The sequence below is a fragment of the Gemmatimonadota bacterium genome (genome assembly GCA_022560615.1).
Classification (GTDB): Bacteria; Gemmatimonadota; Gemmatimonadetes; order Longimicrobiales; family Gaopeijiaceae; genus UBA1138.
Genome location: JADFSR010000006.1, coordinates 42,119 through 64,814, shown reverse-complemented (window position 1 = coordinate 64,814; position 22,696 = coordinate 42,119). Strand labels below are relative to the sequence as shown.

General features: G+C 67.3%; 21 protein-coding genes. 10 read left to right on the top strand and 11 right to left on the bottom strand.

Going from position 1 to position 22,696, the window contains the following annotated elements:
* Positions 1-4 precede the first annotated feature (4 nt).
* On the bottom strand, positions 5-766 hold the full coding sequence (locus tag IIB36_05635) for a CDP-alcohol phosphatidyltransferase family protein (protein MCH7531233.1): 762 nt from the start codon (positions 764-766) through the stop codon (positions 5-7).
* Positions 767-815: 49 nt separating this feature from the next.
* On the opposite strand from IIB36_05635, the gene IIB36_05630 reads away from it, so the two are divergent.
* From IIB36_05630 to IIB36_05610, 5 genes are read left to right on the top strand one after another with little or no spacing between them, the layout of a single operon-like run.
* On the top strand, positions 816-1,808 hold the full coding sequence (locus tag IIB36_05630) for a zinc-binding alcohol dehydrogenase (protein MCH7531232.1): 993 nt from the start codon (positions 816-818) through the stop codon (positions 1,806-1,808).
* A gap of 32 nt (positions 1,809-1,840) precedes the next feature.
* Positions 1,841-2,239, top strand: coding sequence for a 6-carboxytetrahydropterin synthase (locus tag IIB36_05625; GenBank protein MCH7531231.1), 399 nt, complete (start codon positions 1,841-1,843; stop codon positions 2,237-2,239).
* Positions 2,236-3,309: a glycosyltransferase family 4 protein gene (locus IIB36_05620; protein MCH7531230.1), complete on the top strand. Its 1,074-nt coding sequence runs from the start codon at positions 2,236-2,238 to the stop codon at positions 3,307-3,309. Before IIB36_05625 ends, IIB36_05620 begins: the two co-directional genes overlap by 4 nt.
* Positions 3,302-4,120 carry a class I SAM-dependent methyltransferase gene (locus IIB36_05615; protein MCH7531229.1) on the top strand — a complete coding sequence of 273 codons (819 nt, stop codon included), beginning with the start codon at positions 3,302-3,304 and terminating at the stop codon, positions 4,118-4,120. Before IIB36_05620 ends, IIB36_05615 begins: the two co-directional genes overlap by 8 nt.
* A complete protein-coding gene (locus IIB36_05610; protein ID MCH7531228.1) occupies positions 4,117-5,091 on the top strand; it encodes a flippase-like domain-containing protein in 975 nt (324 codons plus the stop codon). Before IIB36_05615 ends, IIB36_05610 begins: the two co-directional genes overlap by 4 nt.
* Here the strand turns inward: IIB36_05610 and IIB36_05605 are convergent.
* The 4 genes from IIB36_05605 to IIB36_05590 form a co-directional block, all read right to left on the bottom strand.
* The gene (locus IIB36_05605; GenBank protein ID MCH7531227.1) at positions 4,991-5,818 is read right to left on the bottom strand and encodes a dihydrofolate reductase family protein; all 828 of its coding nucleotides are present in this window, start codon (positions 5,816-5,818) and stop codon (positions 4,991-4,993) included. The two genes, IIB36_05610 and IIB36_05605, sit on opposite strands and share 101 nt — an antisense overlap.
* Before the next feature lie 123 nt (positions 5,819-5,941).
* Positions 5,942-6,778, bottom strand: coding sequence for a creatininase family protein (locus IIB36_05600; GenBank protein MCH7531226.1), 837 nt, complete (start codon positions 6,776-6,778; stop codon positions 5,942-5,944).
* Positions 6,771-7,559 carry an FkbM family methyltransferase gene (locus tag IIB36_05595; protein ID MCH7531225.1) on the bottom strand — a complete coding sequence of 263 codons (789 nt, stop codon included), beginning with the start codon at positions 7,557-7,559 and terminating at the stop codon, positions 6,771-6,773. Before IIB36_05595 ends, IIB36_05600 begins: the two co-directional genes overlap by 8 nt.
* A gap of 28 nt (positions 7,560-7,587) precedes the next feature.
* Entirely contained in the window at positions 7,588-8,175 is a 588-nt protein-coding gene (locus IIB36_05590) for a cytochrome b/b6 domain-containing protein (GenBank protein ID MCH7531224.1), read from the bottom strand.
* A 186-nt stretch (positions 8,176-8,361) separates the two neighbouring features.
* Between IIB36_05590 and IIB36_05585 the strand changes: the two genes are divergently transcribed.
* The gene (locus tag IIB36_05585; protein ID MCH7531223.1) at positions 8,362-9,489 is read left to right on the top strand and encodes a GTP cyclohydrolase II; all 1,128 of its coding nucleotides are present in this window, start codon (positions 8,362-8,364) and stop codon (positions 9,487-9,489) included.
* Positions 9,490-9,750: 261 nt separating this feature from the next.
* Here IIB36_05585 and IIB36_05580 read toward each other — a convergent pair whose 3' ends face one another.
* Positions 9,751-11,388 (bottom strand): hypothetical protein, encoded by a 1,638-nt coding sequence (locus tag IIB36_05580; GenBank protein MCH7531222.1) that lies wholly within the window; start codon positions 11,386-11,388, stop codon positions 9,751-9,753.
* Positions 11,389-11,499: 111 nt separating this feature from the next.
* On the opposite strand from IIB36_05580, the gene IIB36_05575 reads away from it, so the two are divergent.
* Both IIB36_05575 and mdoH read left to right on the top strand, forming a co-directional pair.
* Positions 11,500-13,146 carry a glucan biosynthesis protein gene (locus tag IIB36_05575; protein ID MCH7531221.1) on the top strand — a complete coding sequence of 549 codons (1,647 nt, stop codon included), beginning with the start codon at positions 11,500-11,502 and terminating at the stop codon, positions 13,144-13,146.
* Positions 13,136-15,073: a glucans biosynthesis glucosyltransferase MdoH gene (gene mdoH / locus IIB36_05570; protein MCH7531220.1), complete on the top strand. Its 1,938-nt coding sequence runs from the start codon at positions 13,136-13,138 to the stop codon at positions 15,071-15,073. The genes IIB36_05575 and mdoH overlap by 11 nt, the downstream gene beginning before the upstream one ends.
* A gap of 34 nt (positions 15,074-15,107) precedes the next feature.
* Here mdoH and IIB36_05565 read toward each other — a convergent pair whose 3' ends face one another.
* A complete protein-coding gene (locus IIB36_05565; protein ID MCH7531219.1) occupies positions 15,108-15,305 on the bottom strand; it encodes a hypothetical protein in 198 nt (65 codons plus the stop codon).
* 333 nt (positions 15,306-15,638) lie between these two features.
* On the opposite strand from IIB36_05565, the gene IIB36_05560 reads away from it, so the two are divergent.
* A complete protein-coding gene (locus IIB36_05560; protein ID MCH7531218.1) occupies positions 15,639-16,673 on the top strand; it encodes an IS21 family transposase in 1,035 nt (344 codons plus the stop codon).
* 169 nt (positions 16,674-16,842) lie between these two features.
* Here IIB36_05560 and IIB36_05555 read toward each other — a convergent pair whose 3' ends face one another.
* From IIB36_05555 to IIB36_05540, 4 genes are read right to left on the bottom strand one after another with little or no spacing between them, the layout of a single operon-like run.
* Entirely contained in the window at positions 16,843-17,829 is a 987-nt protein-coding gene (locus tag IIB36_05555; GenBank protein MCH7531217.1) for an FAD binding domain-containing protein, read from the bottom strand.
* Between the two features lies 1 nt (position 17,830).
* Entirely contained in the window at positions 17,831-18,829 is a 999-nt protein-coding gene (locus IIB36_05550) for a DUF1460 domain-containing protein (GenBank protein MCH7531216.1), read from the bottom strand.
* Positions 18,830-18,849: 20 nt separating this feature from the next.
* Complete coding sequence (locus IIB36_05545) at positions 18,850-21,297, bottom strand: molybdopterin-dependent oxidoreductase (GenBank protein ID MCH7531215.1); 2,448 nt, start codon at positions 21,295-21,297, stop codon at positions 18,850-18,852.
* 2 nt (positions 21,298-21,299) lie between these two features.
* Entirely contained in the window at positions 21,300-21,806 is a 507-nt protein-coding gene (locus IIB36_05540; GenBank protein ID MCH7531214.1) for a (2Fe-2S)-binding protein, read from the bottom strand.
* A gap of 150 nt (positions 21,807-21,956) precedes the next feature.
* Between IIB36_05540 and IIB36_05535 the strand changes: the two genes are divergently transcribed.
* On the top strand, positions 21,957-22,373 hold the full coding sequence (locus tag IIB36_05535; GenBank protein MCH7531213.1) for a BrxA/BrxB family bacilliredoxin: 417 nt from the start codon (positions 21,957-21,959) through the stop codon (positions 22,371-22,373).
* Positions 22,374-22,696 lie beyond the last annotated feature (323 nt).

Genomic DNA, 22,696 nt, shown 5'->3' with positions numbered 1-22,696 from the left:
GAGCCTATCCCTCCGCGGACCCGGCGCTCCGCGCCAGCCACCAGGTGTCGACCACGAACGAGTAGAGGAGGAGGAGCAGCGCCGAGGCCGCGAGCGCCGTGGCCGGCACCGGCCGGGTCACCGGGGCCAGGCAGATCACCAGCACGATCCCCTGGACTGCGCAAACCACCTTCCCCCGCCGGCTGGGCGGCAGCGCCCCACGGAGTGGCGGCCACAGCAGCCCCCCGAGCACGAAAAAGTACCGCAGCCCACCGACGAGCAGGACCCAGGATCCCACCGTCCCGCTCCGCCAGAGCAACACGGACAGCGCCAGGAGCAGAAATGCGTCCAGCTCCATGTCGAAGCGGGCCCCGAACGCGCTCTCCGTGCCGGTTCGCCGCGCGAGGGGTCCGTCGAGCGCGTCCAGCACCAGTGCGATAGTGGACAGCCCCACGATCCACCAGTAGCCCTCTCCCGTGAACACGCCTGGCGAGAGAGCCAGCGCCACAACAGGCAGCACGAGCGTGGCGCGGGCCAGCGTCAACCGGTTGCCGGGCCCGAGGCCGGGGCCGGGGTGGGAGGGTGGCAGCTTCGCGAGCAGTAGGGCGCCCAGCGCGGCGTACGGTGCGACGGCCAGAAGCACGTGGCTGGTCGGAAGGTCGAGCATCCGGCAAGTTGCGAGGGATACGGCCAGGAGGGGTAGCAGCCCCAACGCCACATCGCCCAACGGCGACGAGGGTCTCTCCCTGGAAGCGGGAGGTGGACGTGTCCGAGTGGTCCGACTCATGGGACCGACATTAACTAAATTGGCTATCTGGGGAGGAACCAGAACGCTCGTGCCGAGAACCGCTCGCCAGTTCTGGATCCGCACTCCGGGCCACGGAGAGATCGTCACGTCGCCGCTCGGGCCCCGGGAGCCGGACCAGGTGCTCGTGCGCGCCCTCTACTCCGGCATCAGCCGAGGCACGGAAGCGCTGGTCTTTCGGGGCGAGGTGCCGCCGTCCCAGCACCAGGTGATGCGAGCGCCGTTCCAGGAGGGCGACTTCCCCGGACCCGTAAAATACGGGTACAGCAGCGTGGGCGAGGTACTGGAGGCGCCGGACCAGCCCGAGCCCTCGCTCGTCGGGCGGCACGTCTTCTGCCTCCACCCCCACCAGGACCTCTACCTGGTGCCGGCCCGGGCCGTGCGCGTCCTGCCCGACGGCCTGCCCCCCGAGCGCGCCGTGCTCGGCGCGAACATGGAAACCGCCCTCAACGCGGTGTGGGACGCGCGACCGTCGGCTGGCGACCGGATCGTCGTGATCGGCGGCGGGGTCGTGGGGCTCCTCGTCGCGTGGCTGTGCCGGCAGATACCCGCGACTCACGTGAGCCTGGTGGATATCGACCCGTCTCGAGAGGGCGTGGCCCGGGGTCTGGGGCTGGAATTCGCCGATGTCGCCCCGGCCGGAGTGGACGCCGATTTCGTCTTCCACGCGAGCGGAAGCCCGCAGGGGCTCGCAACCGCCCTGTCGGCGGCGGGCGTCGAGGCCATGGTGGTCGAGCTGAGCTGGTACGGCACCCGGTCCGTTCCGCTCCCCCTGGGAGAGGCTTTCCACTCCCGCCGGCTCACCCTCCGGAGCAGCCAGGTGGGCCGCATCCCCGCGGACCGGGCTCCGCGCTGGGACCACTCCCGCCGGCTCGGCGTCGCGCTCGACCTGCTCGGCGACGAGCGGCTCGACCTCCTCATCTCGGGAGAGAGCGATTTCGAGACGCTCCCGGAGGTGATGGGCCGCCTCGCCGCGGACGGGCAGGGGGCCCTGTGTCACCGCATCCGCTACCCCCGACCCTGACTACGGCCTTGGAGCCGCTTGGAGACAGCACTATCTACAGCCTGAACGTTCGCGATCACTTCATGATCGCCCACAGCTTCCAGGGCGAGGTATTCGGGCCGGCCCAGCGGCTCCACGGAGCCACCTACGTGGTCGACGCCACCTTCCGGCGCGAGGAGCTCGACGCCGACGGCCTGGTCGTCGACATCGGGCTCGCCACCACGACCCTGAAGGCGGTCCTCGGGGAGCTCGACTTCCGGAACCTGGACGAAGAGGCCGCATTCACGGGGCAGAACACGACGACCGAGTTCCTGGCGCGCACCATCTTCGACCGGCTCGTGGTAGCGATCCGGGGCGGCCGCCTCGGGGATGGAGCGCGGGGCCTCCAGCGACTGACCGTGACGCTTCACGAGTCGCACGTGGCCTGGGCGTCCTTCGAAGGGTCGGTTTGACCCCGCGGGAGCTCCATCTGATCGCGCCGGGGCCGCTGGACCAGCGGACCGGCGGCTACCTCTACGACGCGCGCATCGTCGAGGGCCTGATTGCGCTGGGCTGGAGGGTGATCGCGCACGCCCTCGAGGGCAGATTTCCCGAAGGCGACGCGGTCGCGGAGGCCAGCCTCGCCCGCACGCTCGAGGGGATCCCCCAAGGCGCCAGGGTGGTCCTGGACGGTCTCGCCATGAGCCCACTTCCCGAGCCTCTCCGGGCGCACCGAGACCGCCTGCGGCTGACCGCCCTCATTCACCTTCCCCTTGCCGACGAGACGGGGTTGGAGGAGGCCGAGCGCGCGCGCCTCGCCCGCTTGGAGCGCGAGTCTCTGGCGCAGTGCGCCGGGGCCGTCGTGACGAGCGCCTTCACCGCGCGACGGCTCGGGGCGTACGGCGTCACGGCTTCCCGCGTCCGCGTCGTACTGCCCGGGACGGACCCGGCTCCGGCTGCCGTGGGCCCGGGGCCCGGCGAGCCTCCCCGCCTGCTGTGCGTGGGCTCGGTGAGCCCCGGAAAGGGGCAGGACGTGCTGGTTCGCGCGCTCGCCCGCATCCGCGCCCTCCCCTGGAGCTGTCTGTGCGCGGGGAGCCTGACGAACACGCCCGAATTCGCCGACTCGGTGATGGAGCTGGCGCGAACGCTGGGTGTGGAGGACCGGATCGACTTCCTCGGCGAGCTCGGCTCCCCAGAGCTCGACACGCACTATCACTCCGCTTCGCTCTTTGTGCTTGCCACCCACTTCGAGAGCTACGGCATGGCGCTGGCCGAGGCCCTCGCCCGCGGGCTCCCGGTCTTGAGCACACGCGGAGGAGCGGTTCCGGACACCGTGCCAAGCGAGGCCGGCGTGCTCGTGCCCCCCGGGGACGAGCGGGCCCTGGCGGCCGCGCTGCAAGAGTTGCTTTCGGGTCCGGAGGGGGCCGCACGGCGGGCCGGGCTCGCGGAGGGATCGCTCCGCCACGGCCGCTCCCTCCCCACCTGGGGCGACGCGGCACTGGCCTTCGAGCGCGCCGTTCGGGAGCTCTCTCCGGGTGGGTGAGGCCACCCTCGACTGGCTGGCCCTGCGCGAGCCGGTGGATCACCGCTCCCGCGCCGCCGATCTCGTGACCTCCCTCGCCGAGTGGTTTGGGTCCCGTCCGAGCCAGCGTGTGCTCGATCTGGGCAGCGGCACCGCGTCCAACCTCCGCTACCTCGCGCCCCGGCTTCCGGGTGAGCAGGAGTGGACTTTGGTGGACAGGGACGCCGCTGCGCTGGACGGGGCGACCGGCGCGGCCGTCGCCGTCCCCGGGGTGGCTCGGGTGGAGCGCGTCCTCGGCGAGCTGGACCGAGAAGGCTTGGAGCTCGTCGCCAGGGCCGACCTCGTGACGGCATCCGCGTTGCTGGACCTGGTGACCCACGAGTGGCTGGAGCGGCTCGCCGCGACGTGCCGGGCGGCTGGGAACGCAGCGCTGCTTACACTCACATGGGACGGCACGATGACCTGGGGTGGTGACCCCGACCCCGACGACGCTCTCGTCGCCGACGCGATGCGGAGCCATCAGCTCCGAGACAAAGGGATGGGGCCGGCGCTCGGACCGGCGGCCGGGCCGGCGGCGGAGCTCGCGTTTCGCTCGGCCGGATACGACACTCGGCTCCGCCCGAGCCCCTGGCACCTGGGCCCCGCCGACGCTTCGCTGGCGCGCGCGCTGATCGACGGGTGGGTGGCCGCCGCGGCCGAGCAGCGCCCTGCGGACGCGCCGCTTATCCGGGATTGGGCCGCGCGCCGCCGCGCCACAGCCGCCCAGCGGTTCCGCCTCGAGGTAGGACACGTTGACCTGTTGGCTCTCCCCCCGAGGCCAGACGCTCCGTGATCCCCGGTCTCGTCCGCACGGGGGTGAGCCTCGCCCTTCTGGCCCTGCTGGCCTGGTGGCTGGACGCAGGAGCGCTCCTCGACCGCCTCGCCGGGTTCGATCCGCGCTGGGCGCTCGTGGCTGTCGCGATCTCCTTGCCGCAGATCGTGCTCCTCGCCTTCCGGTGGCGATTCACGGCGCGCCGGCTCGGGCTGGACCTTCCCTTCGGCGCCGCGTTGCGGGAGTACTACCTCGCGACCTTCCTCAATCAGGTTCTTCCCGGCGGCGTCATGGGGGATGTCTCGCGCGCGTGGCGCCACGGACGCTCGGGACCGGAGCGCCGCATCGGGCCCGCAGCCCTGGCCGTGATCCTGGAGCGCACTTCGGGGCAGGTGGTGATGGGCGGGATCGCCGCGCTCTCCCTGGCGAGCCTGCCGTTTGCGTTCAGCGCGGTGCCCCTGACACTGACGCTCGCCGTCTGCGGAGTAGGCTTCGCCGCGCTGGCGGCTTTTCTCGCCCTCCGCCGGCGACCACGCGCCGGTCCCCTGGCCACCCTCGGGCGCGACGTCCACATCGCGCTTCTCGCGCGCGATGCCCTACCCGCGCAGCTCCTCAGCTCCACCCTGATCGTGGGCACCTTTCTCGCGACCTACGTCGTGGCCGCACGCGCGGTGGGGGTGAGCACCCCGCTGTGGACGCTCCTGCCCCTGGTCGCTCCCGTGTTGCTCAGCATGCTGATCCCTGTGACGGTCGCGGGGTGGGGGGTGCGCGAGGCCACCGCCGCGGCCCTCTGGGGTGCTGTGGGGCTCACGCCGGTGGACGGCGTGGCGATCTCGGCCGCGTACGGGATCCTGGTGCTGCTCTCGAGCCTTCCGGGAGCGCTCGTCCTGCTTAGCTCAGGTCGAGATCGAAGAGGAGGTCGTCTCCCAGGGGTACGTGACGGCACCGAGGCCGCACCGCCTGGTCCAGGGTCTCAATCGGCGGTAGGGTGATCCCCGGACGGCCCGAGCCGATCAAGATAGGCGCGACGGTCACGTGGAGTCGGTCGAGGAGCCCGGCCTCGAGGAACCTCGACACGGTGACCCCTCCTCCCTCCACCAGCACCCGCCGAAGCCCTCGGGCACGGAGCGCTTCCAGCACGGCCCCCGGCTCGAAGCCCCCCCTGTCGAAGCCCATGGGGCCGGAGGCGGGAAGGGTGAGGACTTCCGGGGATCGGGGACCATCCCCCGGCGGCACCTCGCCCGCTGTGGACGCACCAACCCCCGGCGTGCGGGCGGCGCTCGTAGGAGCCGTGGCGCGCCGCACCACGAGCGTCCGGGCCGCCCGGTCCGAAAAGACCCGGCAGTCCTGTGCGAGGCGACCGTCCGGATCGAGTATCACCCGGGCCGGATTCTCGCCCTCCACCTCCCGCACCGTGAGCTGCGGATCATCCTGCGCCACGGTTTCGGCCCCCAGAATCACGGCGTCGACCAGAGCACGAAGTCGGTGGAGGCGGCGGATGTCCTCCGGACCGGTGATGTAGTGGGACCTCCCGCTCACCGTCGCGATGCGGCCGTCGAGGCTCTGGCCGAGCTGCCCGATGACGAGGTCGGGCCCGCGGGTGAGCGGCAGATAGAGGTCGAGCAGATCTCGAGCAGCCGGCGTGGGTGGGACCGACGCCTCCCAGCCTCCGGAGTCGCCCAGCTCCAGCCAGAGCCCCGGGCGCGTGGGATGGGCCACGCGACGAGGCCCGGGATCGAGGACCGCGCGCGGAACGGCGGCGCGCACCAGCGCCCAGGCGGCGTCTTCGTCAAGCGAGGCGGCGACCTCAGCCAAACCGACCCACCGCCTTCAGGGATCCGCTCACGGGGCGTCCTCCACCGGCCGGTCCTCCAGCCGGTCGCCAAGCCGATCCAGGGGGAATGCCCTGGCGTCTTCGATCACCTCCGCCAGGACTGCCCCGTAGTGCGACACGAAGCGCGCCCCCAGATCGGCGTCGGCCAGGGTCGCGTCCCCGACCGCACCGTCGGGGTGGAGATCGCCGGCGAGCCAGGAGAACGAGGCCGCACCCTCCGGAGACACCCGGCGTAGCGTCTGCCCCAGCTCCTCGCCGAGGGAGCGGGCCCGAGCAGCTTGGGAGGTGCGCACCAGATCCGGCCGGAGATGCATCATCATCGCCGTCTCCACCGCCCCGCCGTGGATGCCATGAAGCCACTCCTCCTCCGGGAGGTCCACGTCATCCGGCCTGGGAAAACGGAACCAGCTCGCATGCACGACCAGCATCCCCAGCTCGTCGCGAAGTCGGAGCCCGGCTGTCTCCAGCGCGCGCCGGTTCCCGCCGTGGCTGTTGCTCAGCACGAGCCGCCGGACCCCCGTCCGGGCGAGCGCCTCGCCGGTCCCCTCGATCAGAGCGGAGAGCTGCTCAGGCTCGAGGGAGAGCGTGCCCGGAAAGTGGGCGTGCTCCCGGCTGCAGCCGATCGCTTGCGGCGGCAGAGCCCAGGCTGGAAAGTCGTCTGGCAGCCGCCCGAAGGCCTGAGAGAGCAAGCCGAGACCGATCTCGAGATCAGTGGAGAGGGGCAGGTGAGGTCCATGCTGCTCGATCGCGGCGACGGGCAGGACGACGACCGGATCGCTCAGCTCGATCGCCCCGGCGTCCACCGTCGTCAGCGTCTGCCACCACCGGACTGCCCCGTCAGCCATCGATCGAGCGTTCGTTCGAGCCTTCGTTCGAGCCCGCAGCGCCCCCCTCGGACTCACCGTCCCCCGCGGCGTCTTCGTCGGACCCTAGACGGGCGTAGACGTCTCCCGAAGATCTACTTCCCGCGCCGTCTCTAAGCCAGGCGACCATCTCATCGGCCGTGAGCCACCGCTTCGACACGAAATTCCTCTCCTCTCCTTCGACCACGTTGAACTCGTACGCACCTAGCGCTTCGAGCCTGCGCACGCACGCCTCGGCGACGTCCAGAGCGCCTACCACGAACTCGACCGAGAGCGCCGGGATACGGTGACTCAGGCCCGCCAGCACCTCGGCTTCGTACCCCTCCACGTCGATCTTGCAGAAGCGAGGGAGGCCATACTGCTCGATCAACGCGTCCAGCGTCGTTACCGGCACCGTAATCGAGTCGTCCCAGCGCACGCCGCCGAAGACGGGATTTCGTTCGGCCAAGGCGTTAGGCCAGTCCTCGGCCAGGGAGGACATGGTCGGCGTGCGGTGGCTCAGGGCCAAGCGGGCGGTGCCGACCGCGCGCCCCACCGCCTCCGCCCGAACCGAGACGTCCCGGCTGCGCCCCACCAGCAGCACGAGCCAACGGCGCACCGCGGGCTGGGGCTCCAGAGCCACCACCCGCGCGCCCAGCTTCCGGAACGCCGCCGTGCGGTCGCCCAGGTGCGCTCCCACGTCGAAGGCCAAATCCCCCTCCCCGACGAAGGGGCGGTATAGCCGCCGAAGCCCGCGCTGCCGGCCCGGCCGCCAGTAGATGATCAGCGAGCGGACAAGGCCGAGCCACCGGTCAATGCGGCGCCGCACTATCGGTCTCTCCTTGGGGCTTGGTTTCGATGTCGAGTTGGTGCTTCCGCCCTCCCAGCGGCGGCCACATCCGCGCCAGCGTTCCGTCCGGAACCACGAGGTGGTGGCGCAGCACCTGTGCCACGTGAATCGCCACGAGGGCCACCAGCAAAAAGGTCGAGAACCGATGCACGAGGGACGCCAGCGACGCGACCTCGGGCATCAGAGGAAGCATCGTCGGCAGCCGGAGCGCGTCCATCAGCTCGATGGGGAAGCCCTCCCCGACGACGCGCACGTACCCGCGCCCCGCGACCACGACCAGGCCCGCATAGGTGGCGCCATGCGCCACGGCCGCGATGCGTCGCTCCATCTCCGGGATGGCCTCCGACATCGGTGGCGGCCGGTGGGTCAGCCGCCACAGCACTCGAACCACCGCGACCACGAGCAGCACCACGCCGAGCCCCTTGTGCAGGACGAAGAGCCGGTCGATCGACCCCTGCCCGAGGCCGGGCGCGATCATCGCCATCCCCCCCGGGATCTGCACCAGCAGGAGGAGCACGACCGACCAGTGGAAAAGATGGGAGCAGCCCATTGACAAGCACCCACCCAGAGACCAGCCTGATCATCTTAATGAACACCCTCAGCAGCCGGAGACCCACAGGCGCATCATTCGGTCGACGGCCTCGGAGCAGGCTTTCGGGGCGAACCGTGGAGCGGCTCGCCCACCCACGAGGCTCGTTTCGGAGCACACGCTGGCCCAACGATACCACCTGACCGAATGGCGCACAAAGCGGAAAGAGGACTCTTCGAGCTCAAGCAGGGGCGAGCTCTTCGTGTGACCGATAAGGCCCGGAGTGCGTGCGCCCTGGTCGCCGCGGTCGAGGGTCTCGCCCCGGACCGGCTGGAGCAGCTCCGTGCCCTGGGCACGCCGCTTCGGCTGGTGGTTACACATCATCGTGGTCGAGCGATGGGCATTGACGCGCACGAGGGCGAGTCGAACCTCAGCATTGGACTCGGCCGGGGCGAGACGCCCCAGACGATCATGAGACTCGCGACGGAGCCGATAGCCGATCAGTCGGAGCCCCTGCGCCGCTTCGACGCACGTCCGGCGACCCCTACCGAATCGGCAGGATTGGCGCTCACCCGATTCGGACGTCTCCTTCCGGCCGTCGTGAGCGTGGAGGTGGATCCCGGCTCCCCGGCGCTCATGCGCTGGATCGAGGACGGGACGATTCTGGACGTCTCGAATGAGGAGGTCGAGGGCGCCGTGGCCCGGTCCGGGATCGAGGTCACCAGCGTGGCTGCGGCACTGGTTCCGTTGGCCGACGCCGAGGACTCCCGCTTCGTATTCTTTCGCGAAGGCGGGGGTTTCCTGGAGCACGTGGCGGTTCTGATCGGCCCTCGAACAGACTGGCCCGATCCGGTGCCGGTGCGTGTCCACTCGGCCTGCATCACAGGCGACTTGTTCGGCAGCCTGCGCTGTGACTGCGGTGAGCAGCTCCGCGGGAGCCTCCGCCACTTCAAGAATCGGGGCGGAGGCGTGCTGGTGTACCTAGCGCAGGAGGGCCGCGGCATCGGACTGGGCAACAAGATCCGCGCCTACAACCTCCAGGATAATGGTTTGGACACCGTCGACGCCGACGGCGTGCTCGGCTTCGGCGCCGACGAGCGGCACTACGACGCGGCAGTGGCGATTCTGCGCCACCTCGAGATCACGCGTGTCGAGCTCCTCACCAACAACCCCGACAAGGTGAAGGCGTTGGAGGAGAGCGGCATCGAAGTCGCCGAGCGCACTCCCCTCTACGGCGAAATCAACCGGCACAACCTGCGTTACGTACAGGCCAAGGCAGACCGCTCGGGCCACTGGCTGATGGACATGATCTCGCAGCGCGTCTCGGCGGATTAGGCACCCGGCCATGCCGGCGGAAGTGCGTAGTGAGTTGAGTCCCTCCGCCGGCCGCCCTCATGTGGACGGCAAGTTCCTAGGATCAAGATGACCCTTTCCCTCCACGGGTCAGCGAATCGGCTGATTCGAATCGAAGCAAGAAGAATCCGATGGTGGCGACCGCCGGCGAGGGACGCAGGCACGCGTCACGTTGGAGAGCCCCGTAACGTGCGGCAAACAGGCCAGTCGCTCCGATCGTTCCTTGGTCGATACCTTGCAAATCTACGACCCGGCGGCGGTCGAGCGCCTGCTCTCCTCGGTTTCAGGAACACTGAACGCTCCGACGAACCAGCTCCGAAAGGCGTCCATGCCTCGTGACGGCACGCCTGGATCCGGTAAGACCCCAGGCTTGAACCCCCAGTCGACGAACGGCCTGACCAGTGTCTCATCTCCACTGATCACATGGACCGGGACCGCCCGGCTCACATCTTCCCCGGTGATGAGCGGAGCCGGCTGGTGATCGCCGAGCACGATGAGCAGGGTCCGGTCGTCTACGTAACGCTCTGCATAGGCTCCCATCACCTCCAGCGCGTAGCCGAGGGAAAGCGCGTACTGCTCCCGGACGCGGTCGTAGTCCTGCCACAGCTCTGCGGGGCTCTCGCCGGTGTTCTCGAAGCGCGCGAAGACCGATCCATCCCCAATAGCCTCCCAATCTTCCAGGACGGGCAGGATCGGTGTCCAGGGCGCGTGACTGCTGATCAATCCAACTTCGGCGAATAGGGCCCGAGGGTCGCCCGAACGGCGAACGTGCTCCTCCAAAAAAGACCAAGTGAACTGGTCCGGCATGGTGACCCAGTTCAAAGGCGGGCCCCCATAGTTCATGTCGTCGAACGCGAAGATCTGGTCGTAGCCGAAGCGTTCCCCCTCAGGCCACGCCATCGTGGTGGCCGGCATGAGCGTGACCGTGCGGTGGCCGGCACGTCGAAAGTCGTCGATCAGCGTCTCTCGGCCGCTGGCCAATAGCACGTCGTACCGAAGCTGGTTGTCCACCCATAGACCGCTCAGCACGGTCATGTGGCCAAGCCACGATTGCCCGCCCTGGCTGGGCGCGACCAGTGTGCCCGTCGCGATGTGCAGGCCCGCCCGAGTCACCCGCTCGTGCAACCGCTGCAAGCCCGGTAGAACCACCGAGGAATAGCGCGGGTCATCCAACGCCGAGACTCCATAAGACTCGAGAAAGGCCAGTATGACGTCACGCCCCTCGAGCGCCGCCAGTAGGCCTGGTCGCTCCGAATAGCTTGCTGGCGCGGCCTCCATCTCGGTCTCGAACCGATCTCGTTCGCCGAGCATCCTGACGAAGTGGCGCACCTGATCGCGTGCCACCCAGATCCCCGGCATCGACGTCCTCGAGGAGTGCGCCGGGAACCCCACGCCCACGATTCCCAGGCTCGCGAACGCGACGAGCACCAACCCCGCGATCTTCCGCGGCCTTCGGCCCTTCTGAATGTCGATCGGTGACAGAAGCGTCGTCAGCAACCAAATGACCAGCGCGGCACCAACCAGCCCGCCGAGGAAGATGAGCGCCGCCGTCAGCCCACCTAGCGCTCCCTCGAGCAGGTTGACCACTGCACCCGACAGCCTCACATCCAAGTAGAGGTTAAGGGGCCGTCCAAGGATCTGACGGGCCGCTTCGTCGGCAAAGACCAGCAAGCTCAGGGCGACCGTCAGCACGGCAACAAGGCCCGCGATCGCCGTGCTCCAGCGCGCGCGGGGCAGCAAGGCGAACACACCCACGGCCAGTGACGCCTCCAACGCAATCCAAGAGGCGGCCGCATTACCGGTCAGTACCCAGTACGGTCCCAGGAACAGCGCGTCGATGATTAGCAGGGCGCCGATCAGCCGAAGGAACGGTCTGGTCATCGTGGTCCGGCTGCGCGCTCGACCGCGCCCAGATCTTGGCCGAGCGTGACACGGCGGCCATACTGTCGCTTCATCTTGTCTCCGTTCCCGTTTTCGGAGTTGCAATAAGCCATGGCGGTTCGTCGCTCGCTCGTTCTTCTCGCCGTCACGCTTCCCCTCACCGTCAGCTGCCGAAGTGAGGCGGCTTCCACCCCGTCCGCCGAAGAGCTGGCAGGCGATGCGGCCGTAGCCCCACCCCACTGGTTTACTCTGGAGCCATCTCCCCCCGTACCCCAGCGGGTGACCACAGAGACGCTGTTCGAGCATGTCGTCGACCGCGCTCGCAGCTCGGCCCTGACGGGGCACCTGCCGCAGGGAGGGTTCCTACCGAAGGCCCTGGCAAGCTTGAGCTACGAGCAGTATCGGGTAATCAACTTCCGTCCCGAGGCCTCCCTTTGGCAAGACGACGCCCGTTTCGCGGTGCAGCTTCTTCATCCAGGCTTTCTCTACCAGGAGCCGGTCCGCATCCACGTACTGAAGGACGGAAACGTGGTCACGCTTCCCTTCGACCGTAGCCTCTACCGATACGACAGCATCGCGGCGGGGGCTGCCGAGGCAGCGGGGCCCCAGCTGGGCTATGCCGGATTCAGGGTCTACTACCCCGTGAAGGGGCCCGACTATCGCGAAGAGATCGTCGTGTTTCTCGGGGCCTCTTACTTCCGTCTCCTAGGCTCCGATCACGTTCACGGCCTCTCGTCTCGAGGCCTGGCCGTAGATGTCGCTCAGCCCAGTGGGGAGGAATTTCCGGCATTCCGAGAGTTCTGGCTCGTCCAGCCGACTCCGGAGGCTCGCTCGCTGACTTTTTTTGCGCTGCTCGAGGGCCCGTCGGTGACGGGCGCCTATCGCTTCGAGCTAGAGCCGGGCTTCCAGACGGCTCTGGAGGTGGAAGCCAGACTGTTCGCTCGTCGGGACGTGGCCAAGCTCGGAGTGGCTCCGCTGACCAGCATGTTCCTGTACGGCCCCAACGGGGCACGGCGCTTCGACGACTTCCGCCCCCAGGTTCACGACTCGGACGGCCTCATGATGCATACGGGCGGTGACGAGTGGATCTGGCGCCCGCTCAGCAACGGGCTGGCCCTCCGGGTCACCTCGCTTCGCGACGATGGCCCAAGGGGGTTCGGCCTCCTTCAACGCGACCGCGACTTCGGGAGCTACCTCGACCTTGAGGCCCAGTATCATCGGCGCCCCAGCGAATGGGTGGCGTTGGGAGACGGCGATTGGGGCCGCGGGGGGGTCGAGCTGGTGGAGATTCCGACCGATTCGGAGTTCAAAGACAACATCGTGGCCTACTGGGCGCCCGATCAGCCGTTTCGGGCCGGCGAGGAGAGGGTCTACCGCTACCGGCTCGTCACCCTCGACCGCAGGCTCGACTCGCAAACGCTTGCCCAGGTGGAGCGCACGCGTATCGGGTGGGTGGCTCTGCCTGGGGAGACGGATCCGCCGCCACGGACCCAGCGGCGGTTTGTCGTGGACTTCGTGGTGGAGGATGCCCTGTCTCCTATGGGGTTGGGCAAGCCCGAGGCCGTCCTGGAGACCACCGCGGGGAGCGTGTCCAATCTGGTCGTACAACCGCTCCCTGACCGCCGTGGTTGGCGCGCGACCTTCGAGCTGGTGCCCGATGGGAATCGCCCGTCCGACATGCGGCTGTTCCTCGAGACGGAAGGCGAGCGCCTGACGGAAACGTGGTCGTACGTCTGGTATCCCGACGATGTCGGCTGACGGAATCGTGTCACCTGGACCGGTCCCACGGGACCACACCATCTATCTGCCTCTCAAGCGGCTGCGCCGCTGGTTGTTCTTGGGTCTGGTTGTCGGCACGACCGTGACCGGCGTGCTGGTGATGCTCGACATCGTGCGGTCGAACGGCATCAGCGCTCTCGAGATCGCGATCCTCCTGCCGTTCGCCGGGACTTTTGGATGGATCGCCATCTCGTTCTGGAACGGCATCATCGGATTCGTTCTTCAACTCCTCCGGCGGGATCCCCTGTCACTCGATCGGGTCGCGGACAGGGTCGTGGCATATGCTCCTCTAAGGGGGCGCACAGCCGTGGTCATGCCCGTCTGTAACGAAGACCCGGCCCGGATCATGAGCGGCTTGACCGCCACCATTCAGTCGCTGGCGCGCACGGGTCACGGTGATCGCTTCGATGTCTATCTGCTCAGCGATACCACCGACCCCTCCATTGCCCTGGCGGAGGAGACGGCCTGGAGGACGCTGCGCGAGAAGGGGGACCATCCCCCCCAGCTCTACTACCGTCGTCGGCTTGCCAACACCGGTCGTAAGGCCGGAAACATAGCCGACTTCTGCCAACGGTGGGGCGGGCGTTACGACTTTATGGTCGTGTTGGATGCAGATAGCATCATGAGCGGGGCCACGCTCGTCGAGCTCGTTCAGAAGATGGAGGCGAATCCGGCCGCCGGGCTCATTCAGACCGTTCCCATACCTGGGCAAGAGGTCACGCTCTTCGGCCGTTTGGTGCAGTTCGCCGCCCGGCTGTATAGCACGATGCTGGCGACGGGTCAGAGCTTCTGGCAGACCGACTCAGCCAACTACTGGGGCCACAATGCCATCGTGCGAATACGGGCCTTCACCGACAATTGTGGCCTTCCCGTGTTGCCCGGTCGTCCCCCGTTCGGGGGTGACATCCTCAGCCACGATTTCGTGGAGGCAGCGCTCCTTCGTCGGGCTGGCTGGCAGGTCTATCTCTTGCCCACTTTGGACGGCAGCTATGAGGAGGTGCCCGGCAACCTGCTGGACTACGCCAAGCGTGATCGGCGTTGGAGCCAGGGGAGTCTCCAGCATCTCCGACTGATGCCGGCCTACGGCCTGCACTCCATGAACCGGCTGCACTTCCTGCTCGGGGCCATGGGCTACGTTGCGTCCCTGCTCTGGCTACTCATCTTGATCGGCAGCACGGTGTACGTCGTGCTTCCAGAAATCAGCAGTTCGCTCATCGGTGTCGGCTCGGCCCTCTTCGCCGACTGGGCACCCCCACGAGCCCGCCCCACCATCTCGTTCCTCGCCGTGACGGGCGTCATGCTCTTGCTTCCCAAGTTCCTGGGGATGTTTCTGGCCGTGATCCGCCACCGGCGGTCGTTCGGTGGAGTCGGCCGGCTGCTCCTGAGTGGCGTGCTGGAAATCGGCTTTTCCGTGGTGGTCGCACCACTCTTGATGATGTATCACACCCGCTTCGTTGTCAGTGTCCTGATCGGTCATGACATCCGGTGGGACCCCCAGACTCGGGGGGACCGTGCCGTCAGTTGGCGAGAGGCTGCACACAAGACGGTGGGAATCACGGGCGTCGGGCTGGCTTGGGCCGCCGTGACTCTCTATTTCAGCCCGGCCTTCTTCCTCTGGCTGAGCCCGATATTCGTGGGGTTGCTTCTGGCCGCTCCTTTGGTGCGCTGGACGAGCAGCCCGGGCCTGGGTCGATGGGCCCGTCGACGTGGCTTGTTTCTTGTGCCCACCGAGGTCAACCCGCCGCCCGAGCTGCGAGTGGTGACGTGGCCGCTCCCCGAGCCGACCGAACCGACCGCCGAGCGACACCGGAACCAGCCGCCTGCCGTCCCCCCGGAGCAGCGCTACCTCATGCCACGTCAGGTCTTGAAGCGGCGCCGGGGACTGGTGGACGTAAAGCGGTCGTGAGCTGGACTGCTAGCGGATCGTCGAGGACACGCCGCTAGCGGATCTCGAGGCGCGCCGCCACCGGGTTATGATCGGACGGGGAGCGGCCTCGGTCGCAGTGCAGGACCGTCTCGACAGAGCGGGACCCAATCGGACCTCCGACCAAAATCCAGTCGACCCGCTCGGTCCGGCTGTCATCCGGCGGACCGGAGTCGCTCAGAGTCAACGCCGGACCCTGCCGGTCGTCGGACACGACCCAGGCGTCATGGAGTCATGGCCCATGGCGATATGCCAGAGCTCGCTATGCTCGGCGACGTTGTTGAAGTCGCTCAGCACGATGCCGGCGCTACTCTCATCACCGGTTTGATCTTGTACAAACCCAACGGTTAAGAATTTGACACTCCTCCCCTAGCCGATGGAGCCGTGGGCCCCGAGCGCCGCAGGCGCGAGGAAAAGGCCCCGGAACCTTCGAACGCAGGGTAAAAGCAGAAGCCCGCCGGCGCAGTAGTTTGGGGCGGCCCGTTGGAAAGGATTGACCCCAACACGCTGGAGGGCTTCCACACCGATGATGCTACGGGAGACAGCGATGCAGATCAAATATCTCGCCCGCCAGGGCATGCAGAAGACGAAGATCGCCGACTGGCTCGGGATCAGCCGCCAGACGGTCTACAACCACTTGGACTGGGTCGAGCCCTACCCGAAGCCGCGCAAGGAACGGCCCTCGAAGCTCGATCCGTTCCGGGACTACATCCGGGCGCGGCTCGAGAAATTCGACCTACCTTCCACGACGCTCCTGCGGGAGTTGCGCACGCGGGGCTACGAGGGCGGTCTGACGATTTTGCGAGACTTCGTGAGCCCGCTGAAGGCCGAGTTCGTGCGCCGCGTCACCGAGCGCTTCGAGACGCTTCCGGGCCAGCAGGCCCAGATCGATTGGGGCGAGTGCGGCACGATCATCGTGGATGGCGAGCGACGGAAGCTCTACGCCTTCGTCATGGTCTTGGGCTACAGCCGGATGATGTATGCTCGCTTCACCACTTCGACCCGTCTGCCGGTGCTCCTGGGCTGCGTGAGCCGGGCCTTTGAGGCTCTGGGCATGCCCGCCGAGCTCTTGGTCGACAACATGAAGCAGGCCGTCGATCAGCAGGACGTGAGCACCGGCACCGTGCGCTGGAACTCTCAGTTCCTGGATTTCGTCGAGCACTTCGGCGTGCTCCCGGTGGCCAGTCCTCCGTACTGGCCTCGGGTGAAGGGAAAAGTCGAGCGAGGTCCAGAGAAGGGCGCAACAGCATACGTATATGGCGGTAGCGAGTATACGTATGGCTGCCGGAAGCTGCTCATGAAGCCTGGCTGGGTCCCCCGCCTTGAGGGTCTACATCGACGGACGTTGGAGAAGTCGGCTGGGTTATCACCACTCAAGAGCGCCCTGTGGCACGCATACAGACGGAAGTGGGCGAACGAACGGAAGCACCTGCCACCAGCGGACGTCGCGGAGATGGGTGGGTGGTCCTGCACGACGCGCTGCGCGACTAGGGCAAAGACGTCCGGTTCCTGTGTGAGAGCGGGTACACGGGCCCCGAGATCGAGAAGACGCTTCCCTTCCTGCAGAAGCCGTGGACGGTGACCGCGCGCCCTCGTCACCGCAGAGAGAGGAGCCGTTCCCCGCCCCCCTCTCCGGTACTCACCGGGACTCCACGTCCCTGTGTCCGCCTATCCCGGCAGCGCAGGTTTCGTCCGTACCTGCGTCAGCGGCACCTGCCTCGGCCGCTACCAGCTGCCTGACTGCGGGCGCATCACGCGGTGCTCAGCTTCTCCAGCGCGCGACGGACGTAGACCGGCACCATCGCGCGCCGCCACTCAGGATCCACGGTCATGTTCTCCAGCGGATGACACTGCTTGTGCGCAAGTTGAGCGAGCTCGTCGATCACATCGGCGTCCAGCGCACGCCCCACAGCCACGTCCCCCCAGCCCGAGAGCACGCGCGGTCGCGCACCGAGTGCGGTGACCACGCCTTCGATCGACCGCACGGTGCCATCTCCTTCGAGGTCAGCGGCAATCGCTATCGTCAGCAGCGGGAAGTCGATCGACTTCCGCTGCCGCAACTTGGCGTACGCCTGCTTACGCTCGGCCGAGGCGAGAGGAATGCGCACCTCGGTCACGATCTCTACCGGCGCCCGACATGAGTTGACGATGCCATCGGCGACGAAGAAGTCGCGGATTGGTACTTCCCGTTGACCCTCCGGTCCGACGAGCGTTGCCACGGCGTCGAGAGTCATCAGCACGGGCGGTGTGTCCGCCGAATGAGCGGCGACGCACTTGTTCCCGACCTTCGTCACGTGGCAAACCGTACCGTCCTTCTTGAGACAGTACCCGAGCGCCTCTCTCCAGAACGCGGTCTGGTTGTAGTACGTGCAGCGGGTCTCGAGGCACAGGTTCCCGCCGATGGTGCCCGAGTTCCGCAGTTGCGGTCCGGCCACATGCCCGGCGGCGTCGGCGAGCGCCGGGAATCGGGTGAGCACGTCTGGGTTCGTCGCAACGCTCGAGAGCGTCTCAGCGGCCCCGATGCGCAGCTGTCCGTCATCGACACGGATGCCACCCAGCTCCTCGATTCGCTTGAGCGCGACGAGATGGGCCGGCTCGAAGAGACGGTGCTTCATGTTCGGAATCAGGTCGGTGCCACCGGCCACGTACATCGCCTCACCGGCATGTTCCCCCATGACTTCGACCGCCCGCGCGACGCTGTCTGGTCGGTGATAGCGGAATGGTGGCAGCCTCAGCACCTCATAGCTCCATTCCCCCAATGGTCTCGGGGTCGGTCCGCGGACGAGCCACGATGATTCCGTCCTGCCCGCCGATGCGCCGGATGCGATCCGCGAGCGACAGCGCGCTGATCTGTACCTCTTCCCCTACGAGCGGAGCGTGCAGCATGTGAAGCGTGCCGTCGACCCAGAGCGCGAGCCCCGTATGCGCCACATCGAGACCGCGCACGGTGCTCGTCGCGGCGATGATGTCCCCGTCCTGGATCCTCTCCGCCACTTCCTCGATGCGGTCCTGGGGCACGAAGTACCGTCCGCCGTCGGTGAGTCGCTGCTCGGTCTGCTTCAGCAGCACTACGAACGACGGGTCCGCGAGCTGCCGATAGGCGTCTACGTGCGCGGTCATGAAGTCGATCGGCTCGGTGTCGAGCGTGCCGCCCAACTCCCGACTGATGTCGCGCACGAGCCCACGCTTCGCATTGTCGCCCACCCAGTCGGTGAAGTAGTGCAGACGACTCGGGTATCCGTCGATGTGGCCGTCCCGGTACCGCACGCTCCTCAGCAGCGACTCGTACCGCTGCTCGGTGAGCGCGCGATCGGCAAGGGTCCTCACCGCATCGAGCCCGAGCGCCCCACCGATCACGCGGACGAAGCTGGAGAGCGCCCACGTGTTCTCCACGAATGTCACGCAGTCGAGACCCCGGAAGTTGATGACGAGCCGTTCAGGTCCCTCGACCTCGAGCGTGCCCGGCACGTATGCGGCACCCACGAACGAACGACCCATCTCCGCCATGGCACTGCCCAGCGGGAGCGTGTCGAGTCGCTGTTCGAGCGCCCACCGGATCTTGGACTCGAAAATCGCCCAGTCCTCGTCGGCCCACGTAGGTGCAGCGGTCACGGTCGTCTGCTCACCTGGCGCAGCCACCACCGGCGGGCGGTGCGGTTCGAACGGTGACCAACGAACCGCAACGAAGAAGATCGCCACGAACACCACCGGCCCGAGCAACGCACGATACTTGATCATCGCGCCAATCGTCCCTCGCATCAGTCCCCCGGCACCGGCTCAGGAGCAGGCGCGAACGGAACGCCAGGCATCACGGGCACGGCCGGCTTGCACAGCGTACCCGCCTCGCGGGCCGCCTCGACTTCGCGCCACACGTTGGGCGGTGAGAAGGGCAGCCGATCCATGCGCACGCCCACGGCGTCGTAGATCGCGTTGGCGATCGCCGGGATCGACGGGTGCAGCGGACCCTCGCCCGCCTCCTTGGCGCCGTACGGACCCTCCGGATCGATCGATTCGACGATCAGCGACTCGAACTCCGGAGTGTCGAGGCTCGTCGGAATCCGGTAGTCGAGCAAGGACGGTCCATCGTGGAGCCCGGCTCTACCGTGCTCGGCGTCCTTGAAGACGTGCTCTTCCATGAGCGCCTCGCCGAACCCCATGTACGCGGAACCCTCCATCTGTCCCTCGACCAGAACCGGATTGAGCGCCCGGCCGCAGTCGTGCGCGACCCATATCTTCTTCACCTCGACGATGCCTGTCTCGACGTCGACCTCGACTTCGGCGACGTGCGCGGTGAACGAGAAGGCGGGCGACGCCCCGATCGTCCCGCCACGGTAGTCGCCGTGAACGTCCTTGGGGGTGTTGTACCAACCCGTTGAGCCGAGCGTCCCGAACTTGGCTTCGGCGAGGTTGAACGCCTCCTTGACGTGCATCTGTCGTTCGGTGTCGGGCGCCCATAGCGCGAGGCCGCCCGCGAGCAGCACCTCACCGGGTTTCACGTTCCACTCTTCCGCGACGGCTTCCTGCACCATGCCACGCAGCTTGCGCGCAGCATCGATCGCGGCGTTGCCGACCATGAACGTCACGCGGCTGGAATAGGCACCCAAGTCGACCGGCGTGAAATCCGTGTCACCGCGCAGGACACGCACGTAGTCGAGGGGCACGCCCAACTCCTCCGCTGCGATGTACGCCACCATGGAGTCGCAGCCCTGGCCGATCTCGCTCGCGCCGCTGAACACCGCGACGCGCCCTGAACGGTCGACTTGCATCTGCACGCCGGACTGCGGCATCTCGTTCGGGTAGATCGGATAGTTCGTGCCCGTGATGTACGTCGACCCTGCGACGCCGAGGCCACGGCCGAAGGGCAGCTTGCGAAAGCGGTCCTTCCAGCCGCTCGCGCGCTCCACCGACTCGAGGCATTCCAGGAAGCCGTTCGACGTCACGCGCAGCTCGTTGATGGTGCGCGTATTGGAGCCGATGAAGTTGCGCCGGCGAAACTCGATCGGGTCGAGGCCGACCTTTTGTGACAATTTGTCGATCTGCACCTCGAAGGCGAAGCGTGGCTGCACCGAGCCATGCCCGCGCTTGGGGCCGCAGGCGGGCTTGTTGGTATACACGCGAGTCGAATCGAATCGGTACGCCTGCATCTTATAGGGCGCGCACAGCAACTGGCCCGCGTAGTAGGTCGTGATGAGGCCGAACGACGCGTACGCGCCTCCGTCGAGCACGATCGTCGCGTCGACCGACGTCAGCTTGCCGTCCGCGGTGGCACCGGTGCGGTACTTCATGTGGAAGGGGTGCCTTCCGCGGTGCGCGTAGAAGACCTCTTCCCGGGTGTACAGGATCTTCACCGGGCGGCCCGTGACCATCGACAGCTTGGCGACGCAGAACTCGAGATCGAACGGCTCGCTCTTCCCGCCGAATGCCCCGCCCACGAGGGGCTGGAGCACGCGGACGTGAGCCTGGTCGACTCCGAGGACCCGGGCGAGCTCTCGGTGCAAGTAGTGCGGCACCTGGGTCGCGGACCAAACGGTGAGCTTGCCGGAAGACTCGCCGGCCGGCCCCTCGAAGCCACCGCCCGCTTGCCACAGCCCGATCGCGCAGTGTGGCTCGATGGGCGTGTGGGTCGTCCCCTCGAAGAAGTACTCACCCTCCACGACGACGTCGGAGCCGTCCATCAACTGGTCGACCTCACCGAATTCCAGGTGGACCTTCTTGGTGATGTTGCCGTTCCAGCCTTCCTTCTTCGCATCGTGCACGTACGGCGTCGAGCCATCCGCCTCGAGCGCCTCGTACGGATCGAGGAAGGGCGGCAGCTCCTCGTACTCGACCTCAATGAGCTCGAGCGCGCCAAGCGCGGTATCCTCATCGACCGCCGCGACCGCCGCCACGCCGTCTCCGACGTATCGGACTCGGTCTACGCACAGCGGGTACTCGTCGGGCGTCCAGGGGATGATGCCATACTTGGTCGGCATGTCCTGCCCCGTGATCACCCCGTGCACTCCGTCCAGCGCCTCGGCCGCGGTGGTGTCGATCGACACGATGCGCGCGTGAGGGTGCGGGCTCCGCAGGATCTTGCCGTGCAGCATGCCCGGGAAGACGAGATCGTCGGTGTAGAGCGCCCGGCCAGTGGACATGTCCAGACCTTCCACCTTGCGCATCGGTGTGCCGATTAACCGCAAGTCGGACTTGGTCTTACGGCCGTTCATACTCATCCCACGGGATCCGCGACGCCTGACCCATTCCGGAGCACGGCGGCAGCGGCCTCCACGGCGTCATAGATCTTGGTATACCCCGTGCAGCGACAGAGATTTCCAGCCAAGGCCTCCTTGATCTCCTCCCGTGTGGGGCTAGGTGACCGGTCGAGGAGCACGGCGGCGGAGCACAGGATTCCAGGGGTGCAGAAGCCGCACTGGGCGGCACCGTTCAGGTCGAAAGCGTCCTGTAGCGGGTGCGGGGCTTCGGCGGAGGCCAAGCCCTCTACAGTCGTGACCTCACGCCCCTCGGCCTCCCACACGGGAGTGATGCAAGACAGCGTCGCCTCTCCGTCCAGAATGACCGTGCACGCGCCGCAGTCGCCTTTGTCGCATCCCTGCTTCGAGCCCGTGAGGCCCATCGCGTATCTGAGGGTCTCCAGGAGCGTAAAGTGCGTCGGCACGCCTACTTCGCGGCGGTCGCCGTTGACCGTGAGGCAGACGATCTCGGTACTCGTGCACATGAAGAAAAGGTCGCCGGACGGGAAGCGGCCTGCAACACGACCCCTCCCGAACAACCCCCGTGGAACACTGCTTCAGGTTGGGGTAACCTTCTGTCCCCCAGGTATGAAAGAATCCGGTCGACCCCCCGGTGGAAGCACAGGAGAGCAAGGATGCCCTATCCAGAGATGATGATCGCCCCGATGCGCGACGATCTCGTTCGTGTCGGGTTCGCGGAGATGCGGACGCCAGAGGAGGTAGACTCGATCCTCGGCAAAGAGAAGCGCACTACCCTCGTCGCGGTGAATTCCGTGTGCGGTTGCGCCGCAGCGATGATGCGCCCCGCAGTTTACATGTCGCTGCAGGGAGAGAAGAAGCCCGAAGTCCTGACGACGGTGTTTGCCGGTCAGGACATGGAGGCCACGGACCGAACGCGGGACTACATCACCGGCTACCCACCTTCGTCCCCGTCGATCGCGCTCTTCAAGGACGGCGAGCTCGCGTACTTCATGGAACGCCACCAGATCGAGGGACGCCAGCCGGAAGACATCGCAGCCGACCTGCAGGCTGCCTACGAGCTGCACTGCTGACGAGGTGAGCTCGCGGGCCTTGCCCGGCAAGTCGCGACCACGAAAGGGCTCCGGTGAGAGGCCGGGGCCCAGAAGGCCTCGAATTCTCTCCCGCTGACGACCGGCGATCTCGACCAGTCGGCGTAGCTCCGCGACCGGATTCTCCGCATCGTCGACCTGGAGACGCAGTACGACGTCGTTGTTGAGCCAGACGCCGCCGTCTTCCCCCACGATGATCATCGCCGCGGACTGCATGCCCCGCCTATCACCTCCCGCGGCCTGACCCGCCTCCAGCGCAGCCATCAGCTTGAAGGAGAGGTGACCCTCGGTCGCCTCGAACGCCT

Excerpts from the sequence above, each read along its gene's own strand:
- IIB36_05540 (MCH7531214.1), bottom strand. The coding sequence starts at position 21,806 with ATGTGCACGAGTACCGAGATCGTCTGCCTCACGGTCAACGGCGACCGC.
- IIB36_05535 (MCH7531213.1), top strand. The coding sequence starts at position 21,957 with ATGCCCTATCCAGAGATGATGATCGCCCCGATGCGCGACGATCTCGTT.
- IIB36_05550 (MCH7531216.1), bottom strand. The coding sequence starts at position 18,829 with ATGATCAAGTATCGTGCGTTGCTCGGGCCGGTGGTGTTCGTGGCGATC.
- IIB36_05635 (MCH7531233.1), bottom strand. The coding sequence starts at position 766 with ATGAGTCGGACCACTCGGACACGTCCACCTCCCGCTTCCAGGGAGAGA.
- IIB36_05575 (MCH7531221.1), top strand. The coding sequence starts at position 11,500 with ATGGCGGTTCGTCGCTCGCTCGTTCTTCTCGCCGTCACGCTTCCCCTC.
- IIB36_05545 (MCH7531215.1), bottom strand. The coding sequence starts at position 21,297 with ATGAACGGCCGTAAGACCAAGTCCGACTTGCGGTTAATCGGCACACCG.
- IIB36_05590 (MCH7531224.1), bottom strand. The coding sequence starts at position 8,175 with ATGGGCTGCTCCCATCTTTTCCACTGGTCGGTCGTGCTCCTCCTGCTG.
- IIB36_05585 (MCH7531223.1), top strand. The coding sequence starts at position 8,362 with ATGGCGCACAAAGCGGAAAGAGGACTCTTCGAGCTCAAGCAGGGGCGA.
- IIB36_05560 (MCH7531218.1), top strand. The coding sequence starts at position 15,639 with ATGCAGATCAAATATCTCGCCCGCCAGGGCATGCAGAAGACGAAGATC.
- IIB36_05600 (MCH7531226.1), bottom strand. The coding sequence starts at position 6,778 with ATGGCTGACGGGGCAGTCCGGTGGTGGCAGACGCTGACGACGGTGGAC.
- mdoH (MCH7531220.1), top strand. The coding sequence starts at position 13,136 with ATGTCGGCTGACGGAATCGTGTCACCTGGACCGGTCCCACGGGACCAC.
- IIB36_05580 (MCH7531222.1), bottom strand. The coding sequence starts at position 11,388 with ATGACCAGACCGTTCCTTCGGCTGATCGGCGCCCTGCTAATCATCGAC.